Here is a 25,532-nt window from a genome sequence, read left to right as displayed (position 1 = left end):
GTTCTACTTTTTTAAACCATTGAGTCCAATGAGCATATCAATGACTTTGCGAGCTGTGTTCAGATCAAGGTACTCATCCAGATACTCTCGATTGATGATATACTCACCACGCTCATCTTTGGTCACGATATGTGGATAGTTTTTGAATGCCATTGCCAATACATCAAATAAATCCTGCTGACGCTTTTCGTCCAGTTCATCATTCTCAGTCGGAATGAAATTAAGAATAATGGCATCGATATTCACCGTTTTCAGCAACTTCATCAGACGGCGGGCATCCTTCAGGTTACATGGCGGAATACGATATTTCCGTCGATCCCGCAGCGTAATAATCTCATCATCTTCGAAGAATGCACGCTCAGCAGCCTCCACTTCCTCCGGAGTCACCCGTTTGTTTTCCGGATCATCTTTGATTCGTTTCGCCGCTTCCTCATTCAGCTTTTCCGCAAGCTCACGCTCGGCTTTTTCTTGTTCTGTTTCCATGAATTTAAAGACCTCCCCAGGACATTCTCCCCCATATAATAAAAAACCTGGCAAGGCAAGGCTCTGTGAAGGGGAGGACACAAATGCCGTTTGATACCTTGCCAGGAGCAATCAACCTTATTTAGATATTAGATCTTGCTTGGTGCGCTGAAGCGTTTGATACTGCCGATTTTTCCGTCAGCACGTTCAGGATCAAGAATCTGCAAGGAGATTGCAGATGCAGAAGCGGCAGCACGCTGGGCATTGATGCTGAATGTTCCTTTTGCACGGCACATGTACAACTCGGTTTCAACACCTGCATACGAACCATCTTTTTGCTGGAAAGTACCGTGATGAACGACAGAGATCGGGAATGGTACTTCGTCAACCAACAGATCAACCATGTCTACAATTTGATCTCGCTTGTAGTTCAGCACAATGTCTTTACCGATATGGACAGCATTCAGGATGACTACACCATTTGCTTCGTCGTAGAAGAATGCATTTGGTTCCACAGCCGTTCCTTTGGAAGTGAGTTGCTTCAGCAATGTGTTGGAATCTTTGAGACGAACCGTGATGCCACCGTTGCTTCCATAGATTTCACTTGCATGCTTCGGTTTAGCTTCAGCAAATCCGGAATTGGATACGCCTGCAGCCACTGTAGACTGCTCATTCAGCACCCACACATAAGACTTCACTTGTTCTTGTACCGTTGAACCCATCATCAGCTGGATTGCATCCAGATCGAATTTGGCATCTGTTGCCGACACTTCAATCGATTTGGACTTCACCAGTACATCAATGGCGAACAGACCGTCACCACCAAAGATATCCTCAAGCTCCACGTTAAGGTCAATTTTCAGATCTTGCAAGGTACCCAGGGTAACTACCTCAATTTCGCCCATCGGATCTTTTGGAAGGCGTTTAGCCATAAACGTACCTACACCTTTGATAATCATTTTTTTAGCCATTGAACAGTCCACTCCTTAGAATAATATGTAATTTTAGCTACCGAGACTTGCTTAAGCCGGATCAGGTTAAATGACTTGATGATCGGGAGATCCATTTCGTTTAACCCGTCTGACTGTTCGCCGTCTCTGCTTTTTATAGTGTAGAACGCTATCTTCAATCCCTAACGATAATGTAAATGTAAACGAAATATATTGAAGCAGGATTAGCCCCGTCATCTTTGCAAAAGTAAAAGGCCTATATACGATCAAAGAAAAGACCCCTACATTAGAGGGGCCGTTCTGTTTGGCAAAGAATCAATAATTTGCGCTACCTGTTCCGCACGTTCCTTGATATCAAATTCATCGGCAGTAACCAGATGAACATGTGAGCAATATTTGCCATGCTCATAGATTCTCTCAGGTGTAATGAAGACAACGTCAGCAACAGCTTCCATCTTGTGTTTGTGCTTTTCGTACTGATCCGGATCGGTCAACGAATCAAATACGACCAGATCAGGATAGGCTGTCTCGACAGAACTTGCCAGCCGGCTATCGTTCACCCAATAGATTACGCGATCACCTTGAAACAGCGTACGGACATTATGGCCCACACGGGCTACGACAAAGTTTGGAAGCTCTGGATGGGGATACTCCAAGGCATCTACCTGATAGAACTCATCACTGGAGTTGATATATATTACATTGTAGCCTACTTCCGCGAGTGCTTTTAACAGCCGTTGTGGTCGACGCCCGAATCGTGCACTATGGAAATCGATCGCAGGTAGATATACAATCGTTGTATCCGTGTTTGGGGTGTATGTCGTAACATTGAACTCCGTCGCGTCAATCTCTATTTCTTCAAGCTCAATTGTCGGTGTAGTCGATTGGCTACCAAACATTCTTTTAAATATCTTTCTCATTTCTCATACCTCCTATGACCTGATTAATCATCTTCACGGCATCCATTGCCCTGCCATCCCAGCTATTAGACATAGCCACCCTTACTCTTGCCGCAATTTTGGAAGCACTATTCTCACGAATCGCTTTCTCCAACATCAATCCACAATTATGCTGATTCATAAAGTAAGTTACATCACTGTACTTATGAACAATTTCCTCCATACGCGTTGTCAACACAGGTTTGCCCGCAGACAAATATTCATAATACTTGATTGGATCGCAGCCCCGGATCATCTCTGTCAGCTTGAATGGCACGATACAGACATCGAATTGAGCAATGTAGGCGGGAAGCACCTTATAATCTTTGTGCGGAAGACAAGTCACATTAGGATGCACAATATTTTTTTGATAGAGGGCATTGTTTCCAATCAAAACAACACGATAACCTTTATCCGCAATAGCGGTAATCAGCGAATAATCCACCCACGATGCCATTGCACCGTGGAAACCCACAATCTTTTGCCCATCATGAACATCGGGGAAATCCGCCGGTTTGGGCAGAATTGCCCGCGCTTTCTCAAAATGTTGGTAATCTGCCCCGTTAGGGCACATAAAGATCGGTTTGCCGTCATGTTTATGGGCCTCATACATCACCTTGGCAGTCGTCGCAATAAGATCTGCACGGTCAAAACATTTCGGGATGTAGGATTTCCACACAGCAAATTCGTCAGCCGAATTATCAAGGTAATCAAATACGGTAAAATCAAACTTTCGTCCATCCGAATAATTGTACTGACCTGGATTCGAGAACCAGAGTACCTTCTTTCCTTTGACCAAGTGATCGTAATTCACACCTTTTTGTACAAGGAACAGATCCTCATTTAACTTTTCAATCGGTCGGCTCTGCTTTCTGTACGTTTCTTCATTGATAAAGATAGCCCGTATACCTGGAATATTGGAGAAGGCGGTCATCAATTGCTGAGGACGCTGGAACAAGAGGTTCCAGTCAAGTGCGGGCGGGTAAACAATGGTCATTGCTATACTTTCAAAAACCGGATTTTCTCGTTGTTTTCTACGAAGCAGCCAATTGAGCAATCAACTCCACCCCTTCCGCATAGGCATGAACGGGACGCAACCGACTATCTACAAACAGTTCAAACCCCAGTCTTCGTGCTTGCTCACAGAATGGTGCATCTTCACCTGTTGGATGCGAAGCATATCGAACGCCTGCTTCAATCACTTCACGCTTAATCAAATATACGGCACCTGTCAGATCTACCGGGAACAAACCTGCTTTGAATTCAGGGATATGTTTTCCGCCGATCATGGCATTATGAGCCTTCAACTTTGGATGATTGCGTATAAGCATGGAACATACATCCTTGTCATTATCCATTAACTGCCGTAGGCTACCCTCAGGAATGATGATATCCGTATCAATCGAGAACAGATAATCACAGTCCGATTTCAGAAACTCATCCAGAAGCTTATTTCTGAGCAACGCCAGGTTGTGATAGGAATATTGTCCACGCATATGACCATATGTTCTCCCCAGATGATGAGTCAGATAAGGAATCCGATGACAATTAAGGATATGCTCCGTCTGATCTTCACTATCATTCAGAATGTACATATAATGCTTCTGCACTGCTTGCTGCTCAAGTGATTGCAAGTGCCGTTCCATAATCCAAGCCCGATTTCGCACAGGACTACCTATAAATACGTTTTTCACAGTCCATCCCCTCTCCCTTTTTATATAGTCTAGACTGTTCCTCAATAACCTTCGCACGTAGAACAAAAAAGGAGTGATTCCTCAAAAGAAGAGAGAGAACGAAGCATTTTTCCTATTCTAGTACAGAAGGAGTTGATGAATATGTATACCAAAGAAACCATTATTCACACATGGGAAGAAGGTGACATGCATGCTGGGGAGTGTAGAATTAATCCGCAACTGGTTCCAAATGGCCTCTGATGGAGAAGCCCATGCTTCTGTTCGATTTGGGGATGCTTCCAACACCATTCTGGCCCACGATACCGTTCTGACTATGGATTTCATCAAGTCTCATTACGGCTGGTTGAACGATCCTACCTATTGCGGGATAACCTTACCCAACGCGAGTGCGAGAGAAATTATTGTACACTGCCTGCGAAAAGCGGATTACGTCGGACATCTGATCCAGACAGATCACTGGTATTTCAAACCGTTATTCGATATGTGCCTTGCATATTACAAAGTTGAACCCAGGGAGACCTTCTATGCTTTTGAGAATAATTACATCGCCCGATTCAAGTTATTCTATGAAACTTTCAAGGCCATGCCTATTCTGATCTGCGGAGCCAAGGCCGAGCAATATCGAGAAGTTCTGGAGCGGAGATACGGGTGGACAAGCATCGTAGGAACGGTGGACTGCCCCTCGTGGTCTCATGTGAGCACAGCATCCAAACAAATGGAACATATCTACCAACAGACACCGTGGAAGCTTGCTCTGGTGTGTGCAGGTGCACCCGGCAAGGTACTGGTTATTAAGGCCAAAGAACTGCAAACCGTAGGTGTTGACTTTGGTTCCGGAGCAGATGTCGCCATTCAGGCCGACAGCGAAAATCTGGACGCCTGGGATTACAACGGATTCCCTGATTATTGGGAAGGCAGACCAAAAAAATGACTCTCTCCGGGTCTTTTTTACTGGATAAAACGGTGATTCCAATCCGATTTTATTGACTTAGTGGCTGTTGATAAATTAAACTATCTGCCTTATTATTGTTAAGATAACTCCTAATCTAACCTGGTTTAAACTTGCATGAAGAGGAGCTCTGCTAAGATATTCGAACCGTTGGAGGGAAATGTAATGGCGTACTCGCAGTCAAAGACCGAAATAGTAGCAACTCATTTACGAACAAGATTTATGGAAGGTAACGTGGAGGGACATGAGATCGTAGTTGCCTTGATTAGTATGGTCAAAGCTGAGAAGATTAATTTAGATGAGGTTGCCCCTATTCTCTCTACAGTCTTTTTTGAACAACCGCAAGGTATTCTGTTGGCACTCGAAAAAGCTAGCACTCTGATTGATGATGAATTAATTGATTCCATTATTCACGAAGTAAACGAAAAAGCTTAATCTTACATACAAGGGGAGAGCTTAGCATCAGATTTTAATTTACATCAACCAATTATTCTCTCCACACTTTTAGATTGAATAGATTCATCACTGAGAAATTGGACTTTCTCGTTATTTTCCGTCCTCCTCCGCTTATTCTAGTAGTATTACGAAGGAGGGGACACCAATCGAGACAGTGAATAAAGCCATTTTATTTTTAGCAGTTATTGAAACCATGCTTGAAGCGCTCCACCATACAGAAGTAGATCAGACAGAACTTGTGGATTCGCTTGTCATGTTAGGCTTTGATCCCATTGAGATGTTGTACGAGACAAATACGATTAGATCTTTCCAAAAGATATGCAGGGCTTTTGCAGAACTCCATCTTACAGATGAGGCCCTGGACACGTTCTCAAAAGAGTAGTTACATAAGCAGAACCCCACATCACATTCGACGTGGGGTTCTGCTTTTCTATATTTATGAATTTTGAACCCTTTTTGAACCGGATCAGCTTAACCTTCCCCATCCTGCCTCGTATAGGTCATCTAGGGACTATGGACATCTCCATCGCCCCTGTTGACTCTGACTTAATAAACGAAAGGATGGTTGTATGAGCTCACCCACACCAACACATGTGATCGAAACAAATCAACTCGCTGTTATTGGAGTCGTCGATGAATCCTCGATCCAGACCCAATATGAACTTGAGTATCCTGACTATATCGTGATTATACAACATTTTTATTTTTTGAAAGATCCGGCACACTTTAACTCCTGGTTAACCAGCAGACAGGAATAACCCCTATATGAGATGTACTTTGGGTCAGGACTTTTTACGTCTGCGCTCATCAATTAAAACCTTCAGTAACAGCAACTCTCCATAGGTTAACTTCTTCTTGCGCACCTTCTCTACCCATGACCAATCTTCAATCACCTTGTCGTTGTAGGCATCTCCAATGTACTGATCAAGTTCATTCCAGGCCCATTGTGCATAATCAAGAACCGTATTCATATCATCATCCTCCGTGACTGCTATTGGTTGCAGCGGGTTTAATTTTATATGTACTGCTTGCTTAAATCTTTCATATTCAGCTGGTTGTTTAATCCATGGCAGTGGGCATTCCTTCCATCCTACGACTTCTTTATGTGTGAAGAAGACGGGTGGAAAGCCCCGTTCCCTGATTAGGTATACCGCGAGGTCTACAACGTTATTAAATGTATCTTCATGGATACTGCCATCCTTTTCAATGCACATCTCAATGCCCACTGTACTATTGTTCGGATATGTCCCAAGTTTGGCTAGAGCTTCCTTCGTGTATGTTGCACTCCCACAGTGATAGGCTAGTTCATCATCCGGGAGACTGTTATATATCGAAGTACGATCTACCGAGAAATGTGCACTTGCATAACGGCTTTTGACTGCTTTATTGGAATCTTGCTGTGCCAGACTTGCAAAGTACTTGCTAATGTTCTTGGCGGGCGCCCCGGGAGAAGCCGTATAATGCATCACAATCCCACGTTTTGCTTTTAATTTCAGTCCAGCTCGGCTGTATTTATTCACAGGTATGTAATCCTTCATGATCTGTAACATTACATCTTCCCCTCGTCTTCAACTTGATCTTCATTGCCTCTAAGCTTAAAGAGAGCTGAAGTGATAAACTTAGGTACAGGCAGGCCCAGTTTCCCCAGATTCTCCAGTATACTGATTCCTTCCGTACCGATAATAAACATTAACATTGCATCTCTCATAAAATCATTTGAATTGCCTGCAACCATATCCAGTTGATGTGCAATAATGACAAAAATAAATGTCAATGACTTACGAACAAGCCCCCACCATCCTACCCTGCTGGATAACTCCTTCCTATACCATGCAGACAGCACCCCTGTGATGTAATCCAGCCCCACAAAGATGGTCACTGCAATAAACAGGTGATCAATTCCTCCTACCAAATACACGACTGCCGATAGCACCCAGCCAAACAAAACCATAAAAACGGTGTCTCTGTGCATTAACGTTCCCCCTTCAATAACCTATTTCATGTCTAGGTTAGGCGGATCACAGACATAAGTCTCATGCAATACGGAAACCTCCGAAAAAACACTCACCATTCGCTATACAAACAGCAAAAATCCCTCACGCTTGGATGCGGGAGGGATCATGACGAAATGATTCAGCTATACGTTGATGGATCTGGTGTAACTGGTACACCTGTTGTATTCGTTGGTGTTGTATTACGTTGGAACATGCCTTGAATTCGGTCCAAAACATAAGGGGTAGAGTCAATGAGTTTCTCAAACAGATGTGTGGAGTTATCGAGTGGTACAATGTGTACCCCCTGTTTACCTACCACCAGGAACGCAATAGGACGTATGGATACACCGCCGCCACTACCGCCACCAAACGGAGAAGCAACTTTAGCTGAACTCGCATGTTCAGCGGAGGTACCCGTAGCACCACTTTTGCCACTACTTTCTCCATTGACGTGAAAATCACTACCACCGGCAGCAAATCCGAATCCCACCTTACTGATTGGCAGAATCACGGTACCATCTGGTGTTTCGACTGCATCGCCAACAATTGTATTGACATCCACCATGGCCTTGATATTTTCCATTGCGGTTTCCATTAAGCCTTGAATTGGATGATCTGACATCTAAATTCCCTCCAGTTTCAATGTAAGCTAGGTTTGATCTAACCATATCATCCCCAAACTTGAAGGGACTTATGTAAATAAGCATTTTAAGTACACTCACCAAAACCCCAACCTCATATTTCCAAAACAGCCCGGTTATGATGAGCATCTACAGAGATGTTCCACTAAGCTTCTTCTTTTGCTTCTCCTTATGCCTGCGGCGCTGTTCCTGAAAAAGCTTGAACCACATCCGCCATCCGCCATCGACTTGAAGCACACGGGTGAGTAGTGTAACTCCAGCGATCAATAAGGCTGCAATCCGAATTTTCACTCTGCAATCAAGCTCCGTTCTGAATTCCATTTCATCGGACCATACCGGCATAACCTGAAGCACAGGTGCCTTATCAAAGCGGAGCTGATATGTGAGAAAACCAATAATAATGGACTTGATACTCCACACCCAGCCCGTCAGCACCGCTGTATATGCCGCATCACCAACGCCGATGTGGGTAACCCAGGACAGTTGAGTCATATGTACGCGTGTGAGTGTTTGCTTAACCCACAGCTTGAGCGCATCCGTCGCCCTGAGCATAATTTTCACATCTTTAGCCCACTTCTTGACTTTGCGTTTGTTGACACGCTCGCTTCCCTGGGCCTCCCCTCTCGAATGATTCATGGATTGTTCGGTCTTGACCAGAAAACCTTCCTTCATATTACGAAAAACAATACTCGGGATTTCATAGTTAATCCGCACAATTCCATAGAGAAAACGAACATTAATATTGGCGTAATCATCACTTTTATGTTTACTGAATGTAAAATGTACATGAACATTTGAGATGAGGACTGCGGCAATCAGCAATGCGAACAACAAACCGATTCCTCCAAGCCAAATCCACACAGGCCTTACCTCCAAGCCCTCAATTCTTTTCTCGTCTAGTATGGCACTCTGGATAGGAAAAAATTCACGTCTGACCTAAAAATCCCATCTCATATTTGTTACACAAAAAAAACCGACTCCACTGATGGGTGTCGGTTAGTATGAGCTTGCAAATTAGAGTGAAGAATCCGTATCATCATGTTCGTTGTCGATATGACTTCAATCATCCGCCGGATCAGCACTTCCCGGTTCCAGTTGTTGCAAATCCAATTTGTTGAATAACAGTTGTGTCTCTTCCTCCAGGTTCTCCGAATCTTCGAACAAGCCTGGTTCCGGAAGGTCCTTAATTGAAGCCAGTCCGAAATAATCCAGGAATGACTTGGTCGTTCCGTACAGAATTGGTCGTCCGATCGCCTCGGCTCGTCCCACTTCAATAATCAGATCCTTATTCACAAGCGTATGGATGGCCCGCTCCGATTTCACACCGCGGATTTCCTCGATCTCTACCCGTGTAATTGGCTGCCGGTACGCTACAATGGCCAGCGTCTCCAGAGCCGCCTGGGATAAGGAGGTGCGTGCCGGAGAGTATGCCAGTTTCTCGAAATATACAGCGTGGTCAGGCAAGGTGCCCAACTGAACTACACCAGCGATCTTGAGAATCTGTACACCTCGTCCCTGCTGTGAAAATTCATGAATCATCTCCTCAATCGCATCCGTTACAAGCTCCACTCGCTGGTCGACGATCTCGGCGATTTGTTTGATACTCAGACCCTCTTCTCCGGACAAAAACAGCAGGCCTTCAATAATCGATTTCAATTTCGGAAAATCCATGATTCTTTGTTTCCCCTCTCCACTCCATAACGATATCCTCAAACATCCGTTCCTGATAACAGACAATCTGCTTCATCTTCATCAGTTCCAGCACCGCCAGAAAAGTGACAACAATCTCATGGCGATAGATATGCTCATCCATCAACTTGGAAAATAACAGTCTGCCTCCCGGCCCCATACTTTCCAAAGCGCCGATGACATCCCGTATCCGGTCCTTAACCGATATTTCATCCCGCTTGATTCGGGTTACAGTTGTACGCTTCTCAGCCTTGCGTATAGCCTTCTGAAATGCTGCAATCAGGTCCGAGGTGTGTAAACCCTCAACCGGGTTCGATTGGGCTTCTACGGGCATATAGGGGCGCAGATCCTCGGGCTCTTTGGAAAATATAAGGCTGCGTTCCCACTCCCGTGCATGAAGATGACGCGCAATTCCCTTGTACTTGCGATATTCTATCAGACGTGCAATCAGCTCTGCACGTGGATCATAATCTTCTTCTTCCATATAATCATAATCCTCGAAATCCTCAATGACCGGTGGTTTAGGCAGTAAAAGTTTGCTCTTGATCGCCAGCAATGTTGCTGCCATGACCAGAAATTCACTCGTAATATCCAGTTCCAGTTCCTGCATCGAATGCAGGTACGCCATGTATTGATCGGTAATATCGCTGATGGGAATATCCTGGATATGAATCTCAGCCTTATCAATCAGATGAAGCAGCAGATCCAAAGGCCCTTCAAAAGTCTCCAGTTTGTATGTAACTACCGTCACTAGACGAATCCTCCCGCCAGAAAAATACAAAACCCTGCCAAGCCGTCCGAATCCGGTTTCCCGTGTTCGTCTGCGCAAAGCAGGGCACTACTATTAAATAAGCACTATTTTAGCTGTTTCGTCAAGTTTGCCATCTCAATTGCCGCCGTAGCTGCATCCCAACCTTTGTTACCCGCCTTGGTTCCGGCACGTTCAATCGCTTGTTCAATATTTTCTGTTGTAACCAGTCCAAAGATTGTAGGCACGCCAGTTTTCAGGTTGATTGCTGCTACCCCTTTAGCCATCTCGTTGCACACATAATCGTAATGCGTAGTGGATCCACGAATGACTGTACCCAGGGTAATTACCGCATCATATTTGCCGCTCTCCGCCATTTTCTGCGCAATCAGAGGGATTTCGAACGCTCCTGGAACCCAGGCTACATCCACTTCATCATCCTGCACACCGTGACGTTTGAATGCATCGAGCGCTGCGCTAAGCAATTTACTGGTAATGAATTCGTTGAAACGTCCAACGACAACTCCATATCGTGATCCTTCTGATACTAAATGTCCTTCAAAAAATTGTGGCATTCAATTCATCTCCCTAACGGTATAATGTAACGTAAGTAACGAAAACCTCTATTTAATCTCTTCCATAAATTACATAGTGAACGTTATTCATCTAAAATATATTTACTGTTCGTTCTGCTCGATATCATCGAACTTGAGCATATGCCCCAGCTTGGCTTGTTTGGTATGAAGATAAACCGTATTGTCCTCGTTCTCCTCCATCTGGATCGCGACACGCTCTACGACTTCAAGTCCATATCCTTCAAGACCTCTAATTTTACGAGGGTTGTTAGTTAGCAGTCTGATCTGACGAACCCCAAGGTCTTTCAGAATTTGAGCGCCAATTCCGTAATCACGCAAGTCGGCAGCAAAGCCCAAACTCAGGTTTGCATCAACAGTATCCATACCTTCCTCTTGCAGCTTATAGGCTTTTAGTTTGTTGATTAGGCCAATACCCCGACCTTCCTGTCTCATATAAAGCAGTACACCATTGCCTTCCTCGTGAATCTGTTTGAGTGCAGCATCAAACTGCGGACCACAGTCACAACGATGCGAATGGAATACATCACCTGTCAAACATTCAGAGTGCACACGTACAAGTACAGGTTTCGAACCATCAATTTCTCCTTTGACCAAAGCCACATGTTCCTTATTGTCCACTGCGTTTGTATAAGCCACCGCTTGAAATTCACCAAAGTCCGTTGGCATACGCACAGCCACTTCACGTTGAACCAGCTGCTCTTTTTCGTTACGGTAACGAATCATGTCCTGAATACTGATCAGCTTCAGATCATGTTTGCGGGCAATCTCCTGCAGATCCGGAAGTCTGGCCATCGTGCCATCTTCCTTAATCACTTCACAGATAACGCCGGCAGGATAGGAACCACACATGATAGCGAGATCTACAGCCGCTTCCGTATGTCCGGCACGCCGAAGTACACCGCCGTCTTTTGCAATCAGGGGGAACATGTGACCAGGCTTACGGAAGTCCCCGGCTTTCGCCTCAGGATCGATCAGACCTTTCACGGTAATAGAGCGTTCATGTGCCGAAATACCTGTTGTTGTGTCTTTGTGGTCCACAGAAACGGTGAAGGCTGTTCCATGGAAATCCGTATTTTGTTGAACCATCGGTTTCAAGTTAAGTTCGTCCGCACGTTGTTGTGTAATCGGAACACAGACCAGACCTCTACCTTCAGTAATCATGAAATTAATGACTTCAGGTGTCGCCTTTTCGGCCAAAGCGATAAAATCGCCTTCATTCTCCCGATCTTCATCATCCACAACAATGACGGGTTTGCCACGCATGAGATCATATATGGCTTCTTCTATTGTATCCAAAATGGATTGTTCTGACATTAGTCCACCTCCAGTTTATTTCTGTTCTCTATTTATGCGAATCCGTGATTGGCGAGAAAATCTTCACTGATACTGCGCGGCTTGCCAGCACCCGTCTCCCGATGTCCTCTCCCATACTGGAGCAGATGATCCACATATTTGCCCAAAATATCGCATTCGATATTAATGGTATCCCCTGTCTTTTTCACATTTAGTACAGTTTCACCAATGGTATGCGGGATAATGGAAACCGTGAATGCGGTATCCGATGTATGGACAACGGTCAAGCTAATGCCGTCCAGTGTAACCGATCCTTTGGGGATCAGATATTTGAACAACTGGTGATCATCAGGCTTGATCTCAAACACAATTGCATTCTGATCACGTGTTATACTACCAATGATTCCAGTACCATCAACATGGCCTTGAACGATATGTCCGCCAAAACGACCGCCGGATTGCATGGCCCGCTCCAGATTAACTTTACTGCCAGATTGCAGCTGACTGAGATTGGTATGGCGATAGGTTTCAGGCATTACATCGGCGGTAAAACCTCCACCTTCGAGCGTTGTCGCAGTTAAGCACACGCCGTTCACTGCTACACTATCACCAATCTTCAGATCGTCCATGATGGCGGAAGCTCCGATATTCAGGACCATCGCTTCGCCTTTCCGACCAATACGCCGGATCTGACCGACTTCTTCCACCAAACCGGTAAACATGCTGCCGCCTCCCTTTTTCAAGTTATACAGAACCTGACTTACTTTTTTTCGAATCCATTTATTTATTCAGGCCACACCGGAATACCGCCAATACTGATATTATCTCCAACTTGTTCGATCTCCAACTGATTCAATTGAATCGCCTGATTCATATGTTCCACACCCTCGAAGCGGAAGCTTCCAGGTGTATCATAACCGCCTACAATCTTCGGAGCGATGAACATCAGCAATCGATCGACCAACCGTGCCTCCAGCATGGCTCCATTTAAGGTGCCTCCACCTTCAAGCAAAATTGAACCAATCTCACGCTCACCCAACTTGCTAAGTCCGTTTAACAGATCTACACGTGGTCCAGGACCACAGCGTATAATTTCGACGCCGTAGGCTTCCAAACGCTCAGCAGCTTCAGGTCTTGCTTCGTCTGTTGTCAGCACCCATGTTGGAGCAAGACCATCCTTAACCATTTTGGCACCTACAGGAAGACGTAACTTGGAATCCACCACAATGCGCACTGGACTAATGCCTTCCACTTGCATGCGGGTTGTAAGCTCCGGATTATCTGCGATCACCGTATCGACGCCAACCATGATTCCCTGGTGACGATGACGAAGGGCATGCACAATCTCACGAGCAGGCTCGTTGGAGATCCACTTGCTGTCTCCGCTGCGAGTAGCAATTTTCCCATCCAGAGTAGTAGCCGTCTTCAGTGTCACAAAAGGTAGGCCCGTTGTAATAAACTTAATGAATTTTTCATTCATGCGTCTACCACGATCACGCAGTACGCCAACTTCAACTTCAATGCCTTGTTGACGAAGCATGCTTATGCCTCTGCCGGATACTTGCGGATTTGGATCTTCACAACATACCACAACACGTTTTACCTTTTCATGAATCAGGCGTTCACTACAAGGTGGCGTCTTGCCATAATGACTACAAGGCTCAAGTGTAACGTATACCGTACTTCCTTCTGCATCACTGCCTGCCATGTTAAGTGCATGCACTTCTGCATGACCGGTTCCACGTTTCAGATGGCTCCCCAGGCCTACAATACGACCCTCTTTCACAACTACACATCCAACGACCGGATTAATCCCCGTCTGTCCCTGTGCTCGTTCCGCCATATCCAATGCCAGTGCCATATAAAATTCATCATTGATCATTTCCAAATCCGTTCACCCCGCGGTTTAAAGTCTTGTTTATAAAAAAATCCCCGTCGAACAATCAGTTCGATGGGGATGATGAGAGACAATTGTCACCAGCAGGAGTGAAATGGATACAGCACGCCAACACTTCGCCCAAAACTTCATTTCGAGCAAGTGAAAATAGACACATACCTTAATGAACATCAATTACAGGTAAAGAGCTTTTATAGTGCGGCATATGTATGGAACTGTCCGGCGTAAGCGGATCTTCCCTGCACAGTGCAAGACATCACAAATCGTGACTGTGCAGCAATACTCCTGCTGAATGCAAACCTGTTAGGTCTGCACCTCTCCTTCTCCCATCCAGACTATACTGTCGGTTCTGGAATTACACCAGATCAGCCATCTGCCAATGGCAGACAGCTCACGGACTTTGCATCAAGTGCTGGACATATGCCTAACACTTCCTGCATCACCGCCGGTAGGGAATTGCACCCTGCCCTGAAGGATTGCTTTCGTTATTACTTGGATGTTAGCACTTTAATGCCAAAAAATCAATTGTTTTTTGTTCCTTTTTGTCACATACTAACTTTTAATAAGCTAAGAAACAACAAAAAACCGCTGCCTCTCAAGGAGGCACGCTTTTTGCTTGGAGGCACATTTCACATCCATCGTATCATTCTACATATCAGGAAAACACCAACTCGCCATATGTTTTAATTCTTTGGCATTATGGAATGGAGTGCGGTCAGGTTCTTGCAGGGGCGAAGTCGGAAGCGGGAAATCTCTTGCCACCCTTCTGACCCAACTTGTGGAATCGATCGCAATAGCCGAGCATTTCCAGCGTCCATTCGCTCGCGGTCGAAACGTCCCATGCAAATCTGCTTTTCCCGGCATGTTTGGAAAGACACCCTCCAGATATTCGACGATGACGCGCTTGTCTCTGACTTCATGACAATACACTGTGACCCATACACCTTCCCGGACCCGAACAGCATACACATCTCCAGATTGTACCTCCCCGGTACCTGCATCAGGAGATGCCTTTGGTACTTTTCCGCGAACACTTCTCTTCTTCTCCAATCCCCCTAAGATCGTGTCCTGTAAAACTGGACTCTCTTCAGGCTTATCCGCAAGAGATATATTATTCAGATCAAAATCATGAAATATCTTGTTCAGGTTGTTCTCATTAATTCCGACAGATGAGTCCCACCACGCCAGAGGGGCCTGCACTTCAACCCGCACATTGGGGCGTGCGTCACGCTGCATGTAAGATGTGAATTCTGTGATCATTCCAGGATGTTCCGGCGTATCCAGTATGCCAATCAGAGCTAATGTCTCAAGCAAATCACGGTAGGCATATTCCTTCTGTATAGGCAAAAGACGTTCCTTCTTGAGCGCTACTGCTGCCTTGCTGTAGCGTGTTTTGGGAGGTAATTCGCGCAGCACCGTTAATACCGCACGGAATGTCCAGCGGTCGTATTCATTGGGTATTGGAAGCTCCTGCGCGGCAGCCAACTCTCGAAGTGCCAACACATATCCAAAAGGATCACCGTCCAACGGGGTTCCATTGGTCATCCGCCAATACCATTGCAGCGTCGTGTCGGTTGCTTGATCTACACTTAATCCGCAGATCTTACAAGTGTTCGAATATGGATATGGCGTATGTTCATGACTTGGCATGCTGCTTGCAATAAGCTTTCCCGTAAGCAACGAGCGCCAGATCATGGGTGCTGACCACAAAGAGGATACAAATGCCTGCGCTGCATCATTTATCGTCCATTGATTCGCAACTTTTTTCAGCTCAGTAATCGTTTCATCATGTTGCGGACGTACAAATCGATTCGGTTCACGCCCCGCTGCCTCAAGAGCTTCTCGCTCCTTTACGGATAGACTATCCGGAACGACATGCCGGGATGCCCGCAGTTCTTCATCCCACAACGTGCGCTCACTATAAATCTGTTTTAACAAGCTTAGCTGAGTAACCATATCCAAGGTTTTATTCATCCTTTCCAATCATCGATTTCGAATACGTGACATCTGAAAAGAAAAAAAGTGCTTCTATAAAAGAAGCACTTCATGTTTGGATCCAGTTAAGGTGAAGGTATTAAGCTTCTACAACTTCAACAGTTTCCATTTTGTCTTTACCTTCTAAAGCGTCCACGAACTCCATACCTTTAGTTACTTTACCAAATACCGTATGTTGTCCATCCAAATGTGGTTGCGGTTGGTAGCAGATGTAGAACTGGCTTCCACCTGTGTTACGGCCAGCATGTGCCATAGCAAGTGTTCCGCGCTCATGTTTGTTCGGGTTAATCTCACAGTTGATCGTGTAACCTGGACCACCTGCACCGCTACCGTTAGGGCATCCACCTTGAGCTACAAAGCCCGGGATAACGCGGTGAAATGTAAGACCATTGTAGAAACCGGAGTTAGCCAGTTTCTCAAAATTTGCTACTGTGTTTGGAGCTTCTTGATCGAACAGATCGATCAGAACTTCTCCGCCGTTTGCCAATTTAATTTTCGCTTGTTTCGCCATATGTAAATGACTCCTTTCGTATTGACCATCGTTAATGGTACCAAAATGCATGACCCTGGGCCAAGCATTACAGCACTTTTATTAGTGTACACCGAAAATGTCTGGATCGCAAAAAAAACGACAACTTTTTTCATAATTTAGTCCAAATACACAAAAAGCAGACGAAAAAGGAAGTTCCCTTTTCATCTGCTTCAACTGTAAAATCCCTATATCTTGAATAATGCAGAAACGCATTATCTTTGACGATTAGCGAGTAACTGGCTGTTTGCCAATACGCGCAGGTACCAGGTCATTCTGGATGATATCTTGATACGTCTCACGGCGTACTACGACATCTCCTTGACCGTCTTTGACAAAGACTACTGCCGGACGACGAATCCGGTTGTAGTTGCTTGCCATGGAGTAGTTGTATGCACCTGTACAAGCTACAGCGAGCAGATCGCCACTTTCCACTTTTGGCAGGTCCAGATCCCAGATCAACATATCGCCACTCTCGCAGCATTTACCCGCAACAGATACTGTTTCCTGAGCAGCCTCATTCGCACGGTTGGCAAGTACAGCTTCGTACTTGGATTCATACAAAGCAGGACGTGGGTTATCGGTCATACCACCATCAACGGCAACGTATTTACGCACGCCTGGAATGTCTTTGCTTGTTCCAACGGTATACAGTGTTGTTCCCGCTTCACCCACGATGCTGCGGCCTGGTTCAACCCAGATCTCAGGTACGGCATAGCCGATTTGAGCAAAATGATTTTTAACGGCGTCTGTAATAGCCTTCACATATTGCGCAACTTCAAGCGGCGTATCTCCATCGATATAACGGATTCCGAATCCACCACCAAGGTTAACCACTTTGAAAGCAACATGAAGACGCTCATATACACTTGCTGCAAATTCAGCAACACGTTGAACAGCCATCTGGAAGCCTTCAACTTCGAAGATCTGGGAACCGATGTGGGAATGCACACCGAGCAATACCAGGTTAGACTGCTTGGAAGCCAAGTCAATCGCTTCAAATGCTGTACCATTGCCGATATCGAATCCAAATTTAGAATCCGTCTGACCTGTGGAAATATATTCATGCGTATGAGCCTCAACACCAGGCGTCACACGAAGCAAAATGTTTACTTTACGATTTTTGTCCGCTGCTACAGCCTGCAACAGATGCAATTCATTGAAGTTATCAACAACAAAGCATCCGATCTCTGCATCCAGAGCCATTTCGATCTCTTCCAGCGTTTTGTTGTTACCGTGGAAGTGAATACGCTCAGCCGGGAAGCCTGCTTGCAGTGCAGTAAACAGTTCACCATCAGATACAACATCCAGGGAAAGTCCTTCTTCAGCTGCAAGGGCACACATCGCCATTACACAGAATGCTTTACTTGCATAAGCAACCTGGAAGCCCAGTCCGGAAGCACGGAATGCTTCCATGTACTCTCTGCAACGCTCGCGAACCAATTGCTCGTCCACAACGTACAGGGGAGTTCCAAATTGTTCTTTCAGATCTGTTGCATCCACTCCGCCAATCTCCAGATGCCCTTGCGCATTTATTTTACTTGTACCATGTAAATACATAATCTGCATTCCTCACTTTTTTATATACTGGAACAATTGCTATTCCAATGATTTTACACCAGTATATCAAATTAGGCAGCGAGATGAATGGATTTTTCGGAAGATCATTTGTGTTTTTTACTTTTTCGCAGTTCCCCGTCCGGATCGTCGGACATTTTGGTGTTGTCACGTGTTTTGTTAAATGATGGACGTTTTTTATTTTCCAGCAGCGGAAGCCTGAATAAAAAGTTGCCCAGGGCCTTTGCATTAAACGGTATAAAAGGCCAGAGATACGAAGAATTGTACGACCGATGAATGGTGAGTGCCACTATGAGTAATGTACTGCCTACGACCAATCCCGGAACCTTGAATATTGCAACAGTGACTAACAGAATCAGCCTGACCAGCCTATTGGCGAGTCCCAACTCGTAACTTGGCGTGGCAAACATACCGATTGCTGCGATGGCCATGTACAGCACGACTTCGTTAACAAAGTATCCTGTTTTCACAGCCATATCCCCGATCAGAATGGCTGCGATCAATCCCATGGCTGAAGCCAACGGTGTAGGGGTATGAACCGCCGCCATCCGCAGCAAATCCACGCCAAGCTCAATCAGGAGGAATTGCAGAATGAGCGGCAGTTTTGCATTTTCCTGTGGACCGATAAATTCCAGCCCCATCGGTTTGATTGAAGGGTCGATCACCATTAGAAGCCAGAGTGGCAGCAAAAACAATGAAATCAAAATCCCTGCAAAACGCACCCAGCGTAAATACGTTCCCATCAAGGCCGTCTGTCTGTTTTCTTCCGCATGCTCACACAGGTCGAAGAAGGTCGTAGGCAGAATCATTACACTGGGGGACGTATCTACGAAAATGACAACTCGTCCTTCCAGCAAATGGGAGGCAGTAACATCTGGTCGCTCGGAATACCGAACGAGTGGAAACGGGTTCCAACCCTTGTTGATAATCGCTTCTTCCAGCTGTTTATCGGCAGAGGGAATACCATCAATATCCACTCGCTGAATTTTTTCACGGACCGAATCCACCTGTACTTTATCCACAATATCGTCAATGTACACCACGCAGACATCGGTTTGTGTTCTCCGCCCCACCTGCATAATCTCAAATTTCAGTCCAGGGTCGCGTATTCTACGGCGCACCAAAGTCACATTGGTGAGGAGCGTTTCGGTAAAACCGTCTCTCGAACCACGGACTACCCTTTCCAATGAAGGTTCTTCGGGTGAACGTACCGGATAACTCCGGGTATCCATAATTAAGACAGAACGGTCTCCTTCAACGAACATTGCACTCATGCCGGTAAGAACCTTGTTGATGACGGCACTCATCTTTTCCACTCTTTCTACCTGAATATGGGGAATGTAACATTCAAAATAGGATTTGAGTGCATGTCCAGACACGTCATCCGGCGTGAGATAGGTCAGTCTTTTCAACACTTCAAGCAAAATTTCATCCTTCGCAAAACCGGTGATCATCAGCAATCCAACGTGCTTGCCACCCAGAACCATTTCCCTCATATTTACGTCGAACGATTCTCCAAGCCCGAGCACCTGTTGCAACGTATATCTATTCTCACTCATACGTGGGGAGATATCATCGTTTTCCTGCCAATATTGTACGGATTCCTCAACGCTGTCGGACATCTCATTTTGTTTTTTCTTGTTGTACGCTTTCTCCTCTTCTTCCTTCTGAATCTCATAAGCAGACTTCTGTAACATCTCTTCCGTTATACCTTCACTTTTTTCCTGGCCTGTGTGCTCCGTTCGTTCATCCATCTTCCATCCTCCTATGGCCACGAGTTACCGCTGATATATAAAAAAATCAAACAGGGAACCTGTCATTTTGCCCAAAATCATAGCGAGCAGTAATCCAAACAAATAAGGTTTCATGCCCAATCGTTTGGCTAGCACGGGCAGTACATTAAGCACCTCGGTGAGCGCTGCGGCGAGCAGACCGATGAACACGCCACAGAACAAACCAACAATCGGGCTGAGCAGCAGCACCCCATGCATTTTCCAGTGCCAGAAATCCGCCACCGTCCCGAGCAGTGAACCACCTATTAGCGCCCCTTCGTACCAGTGAGTTTTGTCATACGATTGCGTAAGTTGAGCCAACCGGGGAATCATATCGAGCACCAGAATGAGCGCAATTACGCCGCTTCCTACGGCAATTCCCCCTGCAATACCCAATACAATGCTGATTGCTCCATTAAGAACGCTCATCCGCATTCATCTCCCCGCGTTCCTGCTCATGCATCCGTTCGCTTTCTTCAATCACCACATATTTATCTACATTTTGCTGGTATAGGAACATCTCCACTTCCAGCGGGGTAGGCTCCTCATTCCACTTTTTCTTGAACAAATGATTAAAAAACACTGCCATTCCGAATCCAATGCCAATGGAATACGCCACTTGGAACAGATAGGGATGTTCGTCCCGATGCCCAGTGAGCATCTCCACTATGCGAATCTGTACTTCCTGCATGTTCACATCGGCATGAAAATTCATAATGGTTAAGGCTGATCCAAAGAACAACAGCAGCCAAACCAGAATGAACAAGGACTTGGAAGGTTGACCATTTCCCGCAATGACTTCAACCAACGTATGACCTGATCCCATCAGTTCCACACTTACCTCCGGCAAGATGTGCCGAATTCGGGGAATAATCTGCAATATATCAATGAGGATCAGATTGCCATCCTCCGGTCCAGGGCGCAAAAGTTCAAGCTCCAATAGACTTCCCTCCTGGTCTTCAGAAGAGGTCAGTACATGTGCAATGTCTCCAAGCTTGACTGCTCTGCCCCTCTGGATGCGAATACGGCTGCGCAGACGAATATAGACCATTGGAGTGGGTGTCTGGGACATCCATAGCACTCCTTTACTGCGTAATTTAGGTTAGTATTTGAAGAATGTGCAAATTTATTACAAACTAGTTGGAAAAAGATCGGGAGGTGGTGTGGACGCTACGGAATGGATCGGTCATTGGTCGCTGTTGCTCGGGGGAGGATACACGCAGACACTCCGACGGCAGACCAACCTTCTGATCGCTGTTGTCTCCAAATTCTTATGATTGATTTCTAAGTGTTAGAAATTTGGAGACAAAGGCGAACGCTTCGCTTCTTCAGGTCTAATCTGCCGCCTGCGTTGCTTATGTATCCTTAGGTGAGCCCTCACGCTTCGCTCCTTTTGACCTATTCCATCCCTCCGCTCCACCTCGTCCTCCCGTTTCCAAACGTTTGAAATAAATATGCTGGGGAGTAGGCAGGAAGGGAAATGAAAGATGAGCTTTTCAGGGTTATTTTGCTTAAAATTCAATGACTTGTGAAGGTAGCTTCTGGATATTAATTTTAAGCAATTTTGGGTGTTTTAGGCGCAACTGAGTGCGGAGCATTTTGTTACATATCAAAAAAGTCGCCGTATGGGCGACTCTTCGGTATTGGTAGATAGGTTCACGGATCATGTACAAGAACTCAACAATTATGTTCTTTTTCTCTTTTGTTCAAATCCCTTCTAAATCGTAAAGGGGTTGCATTCATTGTTTTGCGGAATTGGTTAATGTAATAACTCGTGCTGTTAAAACCGACCTCATAGGCAATTTCGGTGATGTTACGCTTGGAGGATTGCAATAGTTCAATGCTTCTTTGGATGCGGTACTCTATCACATATTGCATGGGTGTGGTTTTCAGGATTTGCTTGAAATAACGGCATGTCTCCGAACGACTTAACTGTCCGGCCTTCGCAATATCTTCCAGCTTAATTGGATCGGCATAATTGAGATTAATCCATTGTAACATGTCTTTCATTCGGTTGTTTCTGCTCATCTCTGATGGATCATGTTCTAGAGAATACCCGTTCATAATCAGCAGTTTCCACATATTAAGCACCGCCGAAGCAACATTCACTTCGTAAAACGGAACTTGGTACACTAGCTCCTTTCTAATCCGTGCAATAGCATCCAAGATCTGTTCTCCCCAAGCGTTAGCTCTTTCGATATACAGAAAAGGTAAATTAGTTGCTGTTACATATGGATGTACGTACTTTATATACAAATCCGAAGGTATGATAACGTGTGGGGACAAATTCAGACATAAATAAATGCAGTTCTCGCTCACACCTTGATCTTCGGCCATATGCATTATTCCACTGTTGATAAAAATCCCGTCACCTTTGGACAAAATCATCTTTTGATCGTTGATATGGAACAACGCCGTACCCTGAAGAACGGTAACAAACTGCAATTCATCATGCCAGTGGAGAGGAATATGTCCGTGAACATTTTGAACAATAGTTGTCTCATAACAGGCTATAGATAATGTATCGGTACGGTGTTGCGTCATTTCTTTCAAATGTTGATCAATGGTAAATTCGATCTTCTGCATGGCCCTCATCTCAATATAGTTATATTTTTAAGTGTAATATTGATATAAATGTATCGCATTTCTCCTTAATATAACACTATTCTTATATTTAAGGTGAGGCGAACAAGAATGACAACTACTGCAAAATCCAAAATTTCAGGCATCGTACTCGTTCTGACGGGAGCCATCTGCTTGGGCATTGGGGGGACCGTATCTCAAAAACTGTTTCAACTGGATGGAATTGAGGTCAATTGGTATGTCACTGTACGATTGTTGATTGCTGGGTTACTATTACTGGTTATTCAATCGTTTACCAATGGACGATTTCAGATTTTTGATGTGTGGAGAAATAAAAAAACGGCTGGGCAGATGATCATTTTCGGATTGGTGGGCATGCTTGCCGTTCAGTATACGTACATGGCATCCATTAAACACGGCAATTCAGCGGTGGCTACACTCCTGCAGTACCTGTCCCCTGTCATGATCATGATTTACATCGCACTCCGTAAGCAGTCTGTCCTCACACTTAATGACCTTGCATGCGCCGTTCTGGCTCTGAGTGGGTGTTTTCTCCTGCTGACGAATGGCTCGTTTACGCAGTTATCTGTCTCCTCGCTTGCCGTGATATGGGGGCTGTTATCTGGGGTTTCAGCTGCATTTTATACGCTGTATGCCGTGCAACTGATTAAAAAGTTCGATTCACTTGTTGTGGTCGGCTGGGCTATGATCATCGGTGGTTTGGGAATGAGTTATATTCACCCACCCTGGAAAATGAATTTTGCTAACATCACGCTCGAAACCTACGGTTATTTGATATTTACGATCCTTTTTGGAACCATGATTGCTTTTTGGTTTTATATTGCGAGTCTCAAAAGTCTTACACCCAAGGAAACTAGCCTGCTCGGGAGTGCAGAGCCGCTTGCTGCTGTTGGAACAACCGTCATATGGCTCCATGAACCTTTTGGCTTCTATCAATGGATTGGTATGGCATGTATTCTTGGCATGATGCTGGTCATGCAGTCCAATCGTTCGAGATCTCCCCGTATTAACAACAAATAACCTTCCTCGCCATAATGCGCGATAGAAGGTTGTTAGTTGTCGTATATTGGTGCATATGCGCCAATATTGTTGTTGCACTCCACAAAATCACTGCGCGATCTGATCGCGGATGGATTGCAGTATTTTTTTCTCCAGACGTGATACCTGCACCTGAGATATTCCCAGCCTACTGGCAACCTCAGACTGGGTCTGATCCCGGTAATACCGAAGATAAACGATCAACCGCTCCCGCTCACTGAGACCACCGATGGCTTCGTTTAGCGCCAGTTTGTCAAACCAACGTTCCTGAGACTCGTCGGCAATCTGGTCCATTAACGTAATGGGATCACCGTCATTCTCGAATACCGTCTCATGGATGGAGGTCGGTGGTTTGTTCGCTTCCTGGGCAAATACGACTTCCTCCGGGGTCACTCCCAGCTCTGCAGCAACTTCCTTAATCGTTGGCAGACGATCCAGATGTTTGGACAGTTCGTCCCTTTTTTTGCGGACTTTATTCGCCATCTCTTTTAGTGAACGACTGACCTTCAGGGTACCGTCATCCCGCAGGAAGCGCTGGATTTCTCCGATGATCATCGGTACCGCGTAGGTTGAGAACTTCACGTCATAACTGAGATCGAATTTGTCTACTGACTTGAGCAGACCGATACAACCAATCTGGAACAGATCTTCCGGATCATATCCCCTGTTCATAAAACGCTGTACGACGGACCAGACGAGTCTGATGTTGCAGTTCACCAGCGTATCCCGTGAAACATGGTCACCCGACTGACTGAGCGCAATCAGCCGTTTGACCTCGGCATCGTCCAAATAGGTCTGTGAAGATGGTTTCACTTCAGCATCCATAAGAACACCAACCCCTAATTATACAATGCTTTCTTGGATTCAATCCTTTTTTTCATCTTGATGGAGGTGCCTCTGCCGGGCTCACTGCTGACTTCGAATTCATCCATAAAGTTTTCCATAATGGTGAAGCCCATGCCCGACCGCTCAAGTTCGGGTTTGGACGTATATAGCGGCTGCTTGGCCAGTTCAAGATCTTCGATTCCTTCACCACGGTCTTCCACAATAATCGTAATCATGTCTTCCCGAATCTCGGCCTGGATGGACACAACACCTTCGGAGTTGTTGTTGTATCCGTGGATGATGCTGTTAGTCACAGCTTCCGAAATGACCGTCTTCAGGTCACTGAGCTCGTCCATCGTTGGATCAAGCTGGGAGATAAACGCAGCAACGGTTACCCGTGCAAACGATTCATTCTCTGACTTGGCCGCGAATTGCAGATTCATGAAATTTGTCCCTGTTCCTTCATTCATGAGACGACCTCCAGACCTGAGAGAGCAGTTCCCTCATTTTCGTATATCGGCATAATCTTGAACAGACCCGACATTTCCAGCAAACGGTACACCGGCGAATTAACGTCACAGACCACCATCTTGCCACCTTTATTCTTAATGAGCTTGTATCTTCCCAAAATGACACCCAGACCCGAACTGTCCATAAATTGCAGATCTTTCAGGCTGAGTACGAGATGCTCGCTTTGTCTCCGCTGGATGGCTTCATCCATTTGCATCCGTACCATGTCAGCTGTATGGTGATCCAGCTCCCCGGATAATCGTACAATCAGAATCCCGCGATGGTGTTCCATTTCCACATGCAAGTTCACGTTTGCTCACTCTCCTCCCTGTCTTAGAACAAGGATTTCTACGCTTCCGAAGGCTTTTCCTGCC

General features: G+C 45.5%; 30 protein-coding genes and 1 riboswitch. Of the genes, 5 read left to right on the top strand and 25 right to left on the bottom strand.

Translation table 11 applies throughout. From position 1 onward, the window contains the following. Positions 1-3: 3 nt before the first annotated feature. The 5 genes from J7E78_RS09490 to J7E78_RS09470 form a co-directional block, all read right to left on the bottom strand. Complete coding sequence (locus J7E78_RS09490; RefSeq protein WP_215075950.1) at positions 4-483, bottom strand: hypothetical protein; 480 nt, start codon at positions 481-483, stop codon at positions 4-6. 128 nt (positions 484-611) lie between these two features. After that, a complete protein-coding gene (locus J7E78_RS09485) occupies positions 612-1,433 on the bottom strand; it encodes a hypothetical protein (protein ID WP_215075949.1) in 822 nt (273 codons plus the stop codon). Between the two features lie 260 nt (positions 1,434-1,693). Further along, the gene (locus J7E78_RS09480; RefSeq protein ID WP_215075948.1) at positions 1,694-2,332 is read right to left on the bottom strand and encodes a hypothetical protein; all 639 of its coding nucleotides are present in this window, start codon (positions 2,330-2,332) and stop codon (positions 1,694-1,696) included. Further along, positions 2,316-3,407 carry a glycosyltransferase gene (locus J7E78_RS09475; RefSeq protein WP_215075947.1) on the bottom strand — a complete coding sequence of 364 codons (1,092 nt, stop codon included), beginning with the start codon at positions 3,405-3,407 and terminating at the stop codon, positions 2,316-2,318. Before J7E78_RS09475 ends, J7E78_RS09480 begins: the two co-directional genes overlap by 17 nt. Beyond that, complete coding sequence (locus J7E78_RS09470; RefSeq protein ID WP_215075946.1) at positions 3,385-4,044, bottom strand: glycosyltransferase family 2 protein; 660 nt, start codon at positions 4,042-4,044, stop codon at positions 3,385-3,387. Before J7E78_RS09470 ends, J7E78_RS09475 begins: the two co-directional genes overlap by 23 nt. 190 nt (positions 4,045-4,234) lie before the next feature. Here J7E78_RS09470 and J7E78_RS09465 point away from each other — a divergent pair, with 190 nt between their 5' ends. The 4 genes from J7E78_RS09465 (at position 4,235) to J7E78_RS09450 (ending at position 6,207) form a co-directional block, all read left to right on the top strand. Then, positions 4,235-4,975: a GT-D fold domain-containing protein gene (locus J7E78_RS09465; RefSeq protein ID WP_215075945.1), complete on the top strand. Its 741-nt coding sequence runs from the start codon at positions 4,235-4,237 to the stop codon at positions 4,973-4,975. Between the two features lie 183 nt (positions 4,976-5,158). Further along, complete coding sequence (locus J7E78_RS09460; RefSeq protein ID WP_133385387.1) at positions 5,159-5,428, top strand: hypothetical protein; 270 nt, start codon at positions 5,159-5,161, stop codon at positions 5,426-5,428. Between the two features lie 175 nt (positions 5,429-5,603). Further along, positions 5,604-5,831 (top strand): hypothetical protein, encoded by a 228-nt coding sequence (locus J7E78_RS09455; protein ID WP_036607823.1) that lies wholly within the window; start codon positions 5,604-5,606, stop codon positions 5,829-5,831. A 187-nt stretch (positions 5,832-6,018) separates the two neighbouring features. Beyond that, complete coding sequence (locus J7E78_RS09450; protein WP_215075944.1) at positions 6,019-6,207, top strand: hypothetical protein; 189 nt, start codon at positions 6,019-6,021, stop codon at positions 6,205-6,207. Positions 6,208-6,231: 24 nt separating this feature from the next. Here J7E78_RS09450 and J7E78_RS09445 read toward each other — a convergent pair whose 3' ends face one another. The 17 genes from J7E78_RS09445 to J7E78_RS09365 form a co-directional block, all read right to left on the bottom strand. Beyond that, positions 6,232-6,999, bottom strand: a complete 768-nt coding sequence (locus J7E78_RS09445) for a peptidoglycan recognition protein family protein (RefSeq protein WP_215075943.1) — start codon at positions 6,997-6,999, stop codon at positions 6,232-6,234. Further along, entirely contained in the window at positions 6,999-7,421 is a 423-nt protein-coding gene (locus tag J7E78_RS09440; RefSeq protein WP_215075942.1) for a phage holin family protein, read from the bottom strand. The genes J7E78_RS09445 and J7E78_RS09440 overlap by 1 nt, the downstream gene beginning before the upstream one ends. A gap of 161 nt (positions 7,422-7,582) precedes the next feature. Beyond that, positions 7,583-8,065 (bottom strand): GerW family sporulation protein, encoded by a 483-nt coding sequence (gene ytfJ / locus J7E78_RS09435; protein WP_036607830.1) that lies wholly within the window; start codon positions 8,063-8,065, stop codon positions 7,583-7,585. A gap of 148 nt (positions 8,066-8,213) precedes the next feature. Then, on the bottom strand, positions 8,214-8,945 hold the full coding sequence (locus tag J7E78_RS29805) for a DUF2953 domain-containing protein (RefSeq protein ID WP_215075941.1): 732 nt from the start codon (positions 8,943-8,945) through the stop codon (positions 8,214-8,216). A 198-nt stretch (positions 8,946-9,143) separates the two neighbouring features. Next, positions 9,144-9,755 (bottom strand): SMC-Scp complex subunit ScpB, encoded by a 612-nt coding sequence (scpB, locus tag J7E78_RS09425; RefSeq protein ID WP_215075940.1) that lies wholly within the window; start codon positions 9,753-9,755, stop codon positions 9,144-9,146. Beyond that, complete coding sequence (locus J7E78_RS09420; RefSeq protein WP_215075939.1) at positions 9,724-10,524, bottom strand: segregation and condensation protein A; 801 nt, start codon at positions 10,522-10,524, stop codon at positions 9,724-9,726. Before J7E78_RS09420 ends, scpB begins: the two co-directional genes overlap by 32 nt. Before the next feature lie 104 nt (positions 10,525-10,628). Further along, a complete protein-coding gene (ribH, locus tag J7E78_RS09415; protein ID WP_017687651.1) occupies positions 10,629-11,096 on the bottom strand; it encodes a 6,7-dimethyl-8-ribityllumazine synthase in 468 nt (155 codons plus the stop codon). Positions 11,097-11,198: 102 nt separating this feature from the next. Further along, positions 11,199-12,431 carry a bifunctional 3,4-dihydroxy-2-butanone-4-phosphate synthase/GTP cyclohydrolase II gene (locus tag J7E78_RS09410; protein ID WP_251034929.1) on the bottom strand — a complete coding sequence of 411 codons (1,233 nt, stop codon included), beginning with the start codon at positions 12,429-12,431 and terminating at the stop codon, positions 11,199-11,201. Positions 12,432-12,463: 32 nt separating this feature from the next. Next, a complete protein-coding gene (gene ribE / locus J7E78_RS09405; protein ID WP_215075938.1) occupies positions 12,464-13,132 on the bottom strand; it encodes a riboflavin synthase in 669 nt (222 codons plus the stop codon). Positions 13,133-13,194: 62 nt separating this feature from the next. Continuing rightward, a complete protein-coding gene (gene ribD, locus J7E78_RS09400) occupies positions 13,195-14,298 on the bottom strand; it encodes a bifunctional diaminohydroxyphosphoribosylaminopyrimidine deaminase/5-amino-6-(5-phosphoribosylamino)uracil reductase RibD (protein ID WP_215075937.1) in 1,104 nt (367 codons plus the stop codon). A gap of 323 nt (positions 14,299-14,621) precedes the next feature. Then, positions 14,622-14,787: riboswitch (FMN riboswitch) on the bottom strand. A gap of 168 nt (positions 14,788-14,955) precedes the next feature. Next, complete coding sequence (locus tag J7E78_RS09395) at positions 14,956-16,263, bottom strand: hypothetical protein (RefSeq protein WP_251034950.1); 1,308 nt, start codon at positions 16,261-16,263, stop codon at positions 14,956-14,958. 118 nt (positions 16,264-16,381) lie between these two features. Beyond that, positions 16,382-16,813, bottom strand: coding sequence for a peptidylprolyl isomerase (locus J7E78_RS09390; RefSeq protein ID WP_017687646.1), 432 nt, complete (start codon positions 16,811-16,813; stop codon positions 16,382-16,384). A 246-nt stretch (positions 16,814-17,059) separates the two neighbouring features. Then, on the bottom strand, positions 17,060-18,391 hold the full coding sequence (gene lysA / locus J7E78_RS09385; RefSeq protein WP_215075935.1) for a diaminopimelate decarboxylase: 1,332 nt from the start codon (positions 18,389-18,391) through the stop codon (positions 17,060-17,062). 104 nt (positions 18,392-18,495) lie between these two features. Then, positions 18,496-20,163, bottom strand: coding sequence for a spore germination protein (locus J7E78_RS09380; RefSeq protein WP_215075934.1), 1,668 nt, complete (start codon positions 20,161-20,163; stop codon positions 18,496-18,498). Between the two features lie 24 nt (positions 20,164-20,187). After that, on the bottom strand, positions 20,188-20,616 hold the full coding sequence (locus J7E78_RS09375) for a stage V sporulation protein AB (RefSeq protein ID WP_026080996.1): 429 nt from the start codon (positions 20,614-20,616) through the stop codon (positions 20,188-20,190). Then, positions 20,597-21,253, bottom strand: coding sequence for a stage V sporulation protein AA (locus tag J7E78_RS09370; protein WP_215075933.1), 657 nt, complete (start codon positions 21,251-21,253; stop codon positions 20,597-20,599). The genes J7E78_RS09375 and J7E78_RS09370 overlap by 20 nt, the downstream gene beginning before the upstream one ends. Before the next feature lie 605 nt (positions 21,254-21,858). Next, entirely contained in the window at positions 21,859-22,767 is a 909-nt protein-coding gene (locus J7E78_RS09365; RefSeq protein WP_215075932.1) for a helix-turn-helix transcriptional regulator, read from the bottom strand. A 108-nt stretch (positions 22,768-22,875) separates the two neighbouring features. On the opposite strand from J7E78_RS09365, the gene J7E78_RS09360 reads away from it, so the two are divergent. After that, positions 22,876-23,805 carry an EamA family transporter gene (locus J7E78_RS09360; protein WP_215075931.1) on the top strand — a complete coding sequence of 310 codons (930 nt, stop codon included), beginning with the start codon at positions 22,876-22,878 and terminating at the stop codon, positions 23,803-23,805. 87 nt (positions 23,806-23,892) lie between these two features. On the opposite strand, the gene sigF is transcribed toward J7E78_RS09360, so the two are convergent. The 3 genes from sigF to spoIIAA are packed head-to-tail and all read right to left on the bottom strand — an operon-like array spanning position 23,893 to position 25,468. Then, positions 23,893-24,648 (bottom strand): RNA polymerase sporulation sigma factor SigF, encoded by a 756-nt coding sequence (gene sigF, locus J7E78_RS09355; RefSeq protein ID WP_036607856.1) that lies wholly within the window; start codon positions 24,646-24,648, stop codon positions 23,893-23,895. A 14-nt stretch (positions 24,649-24,662) separates the two neighbouring features. Next, positions 24,663-25,118 carry an anti-sigma F factor gene (gene spoIIAB, locus J7E78_RS09350; RefSeq protein WP_036672324.1) on the bottom strand — a complete coding sequence of 152 codons (456 nt, stop codon included), beginning with the start codon at positions 25,116-25,118 and terminating at the stop codon, positions 24,663-24,665. Next, positions 25,115-25,468 (bottom strand): anti-sigma F factor antagonist, encoded by a 354-nt coding sequence (gene spoIIAA, locus J7E78_RS09345; RefSeq protein WP_017687636.1) that lies wholly within the window; start codon positions 25,466-25,468, stop codon positions 25,115-25,117. Before spoIIAA ends, spoIIAB begins: the two co-directional genes overlap by 4 nt. Between the last annotated feature and the right edge of the window lie 64 nt (positions 25,469-25,532).

It is taken from the genome of Paenibacillus polymyxa (assembly GCF_018614975.1).
GTDB lineage: Bacteria > Bacillota > Bacilli > Paenibacillales > Paenibacillaceae > Paenibacillus > Paenibacillus polymyxa_E.
This window is presented reverse-complemented; position numbering and strand designations above follow the sequence as displayed.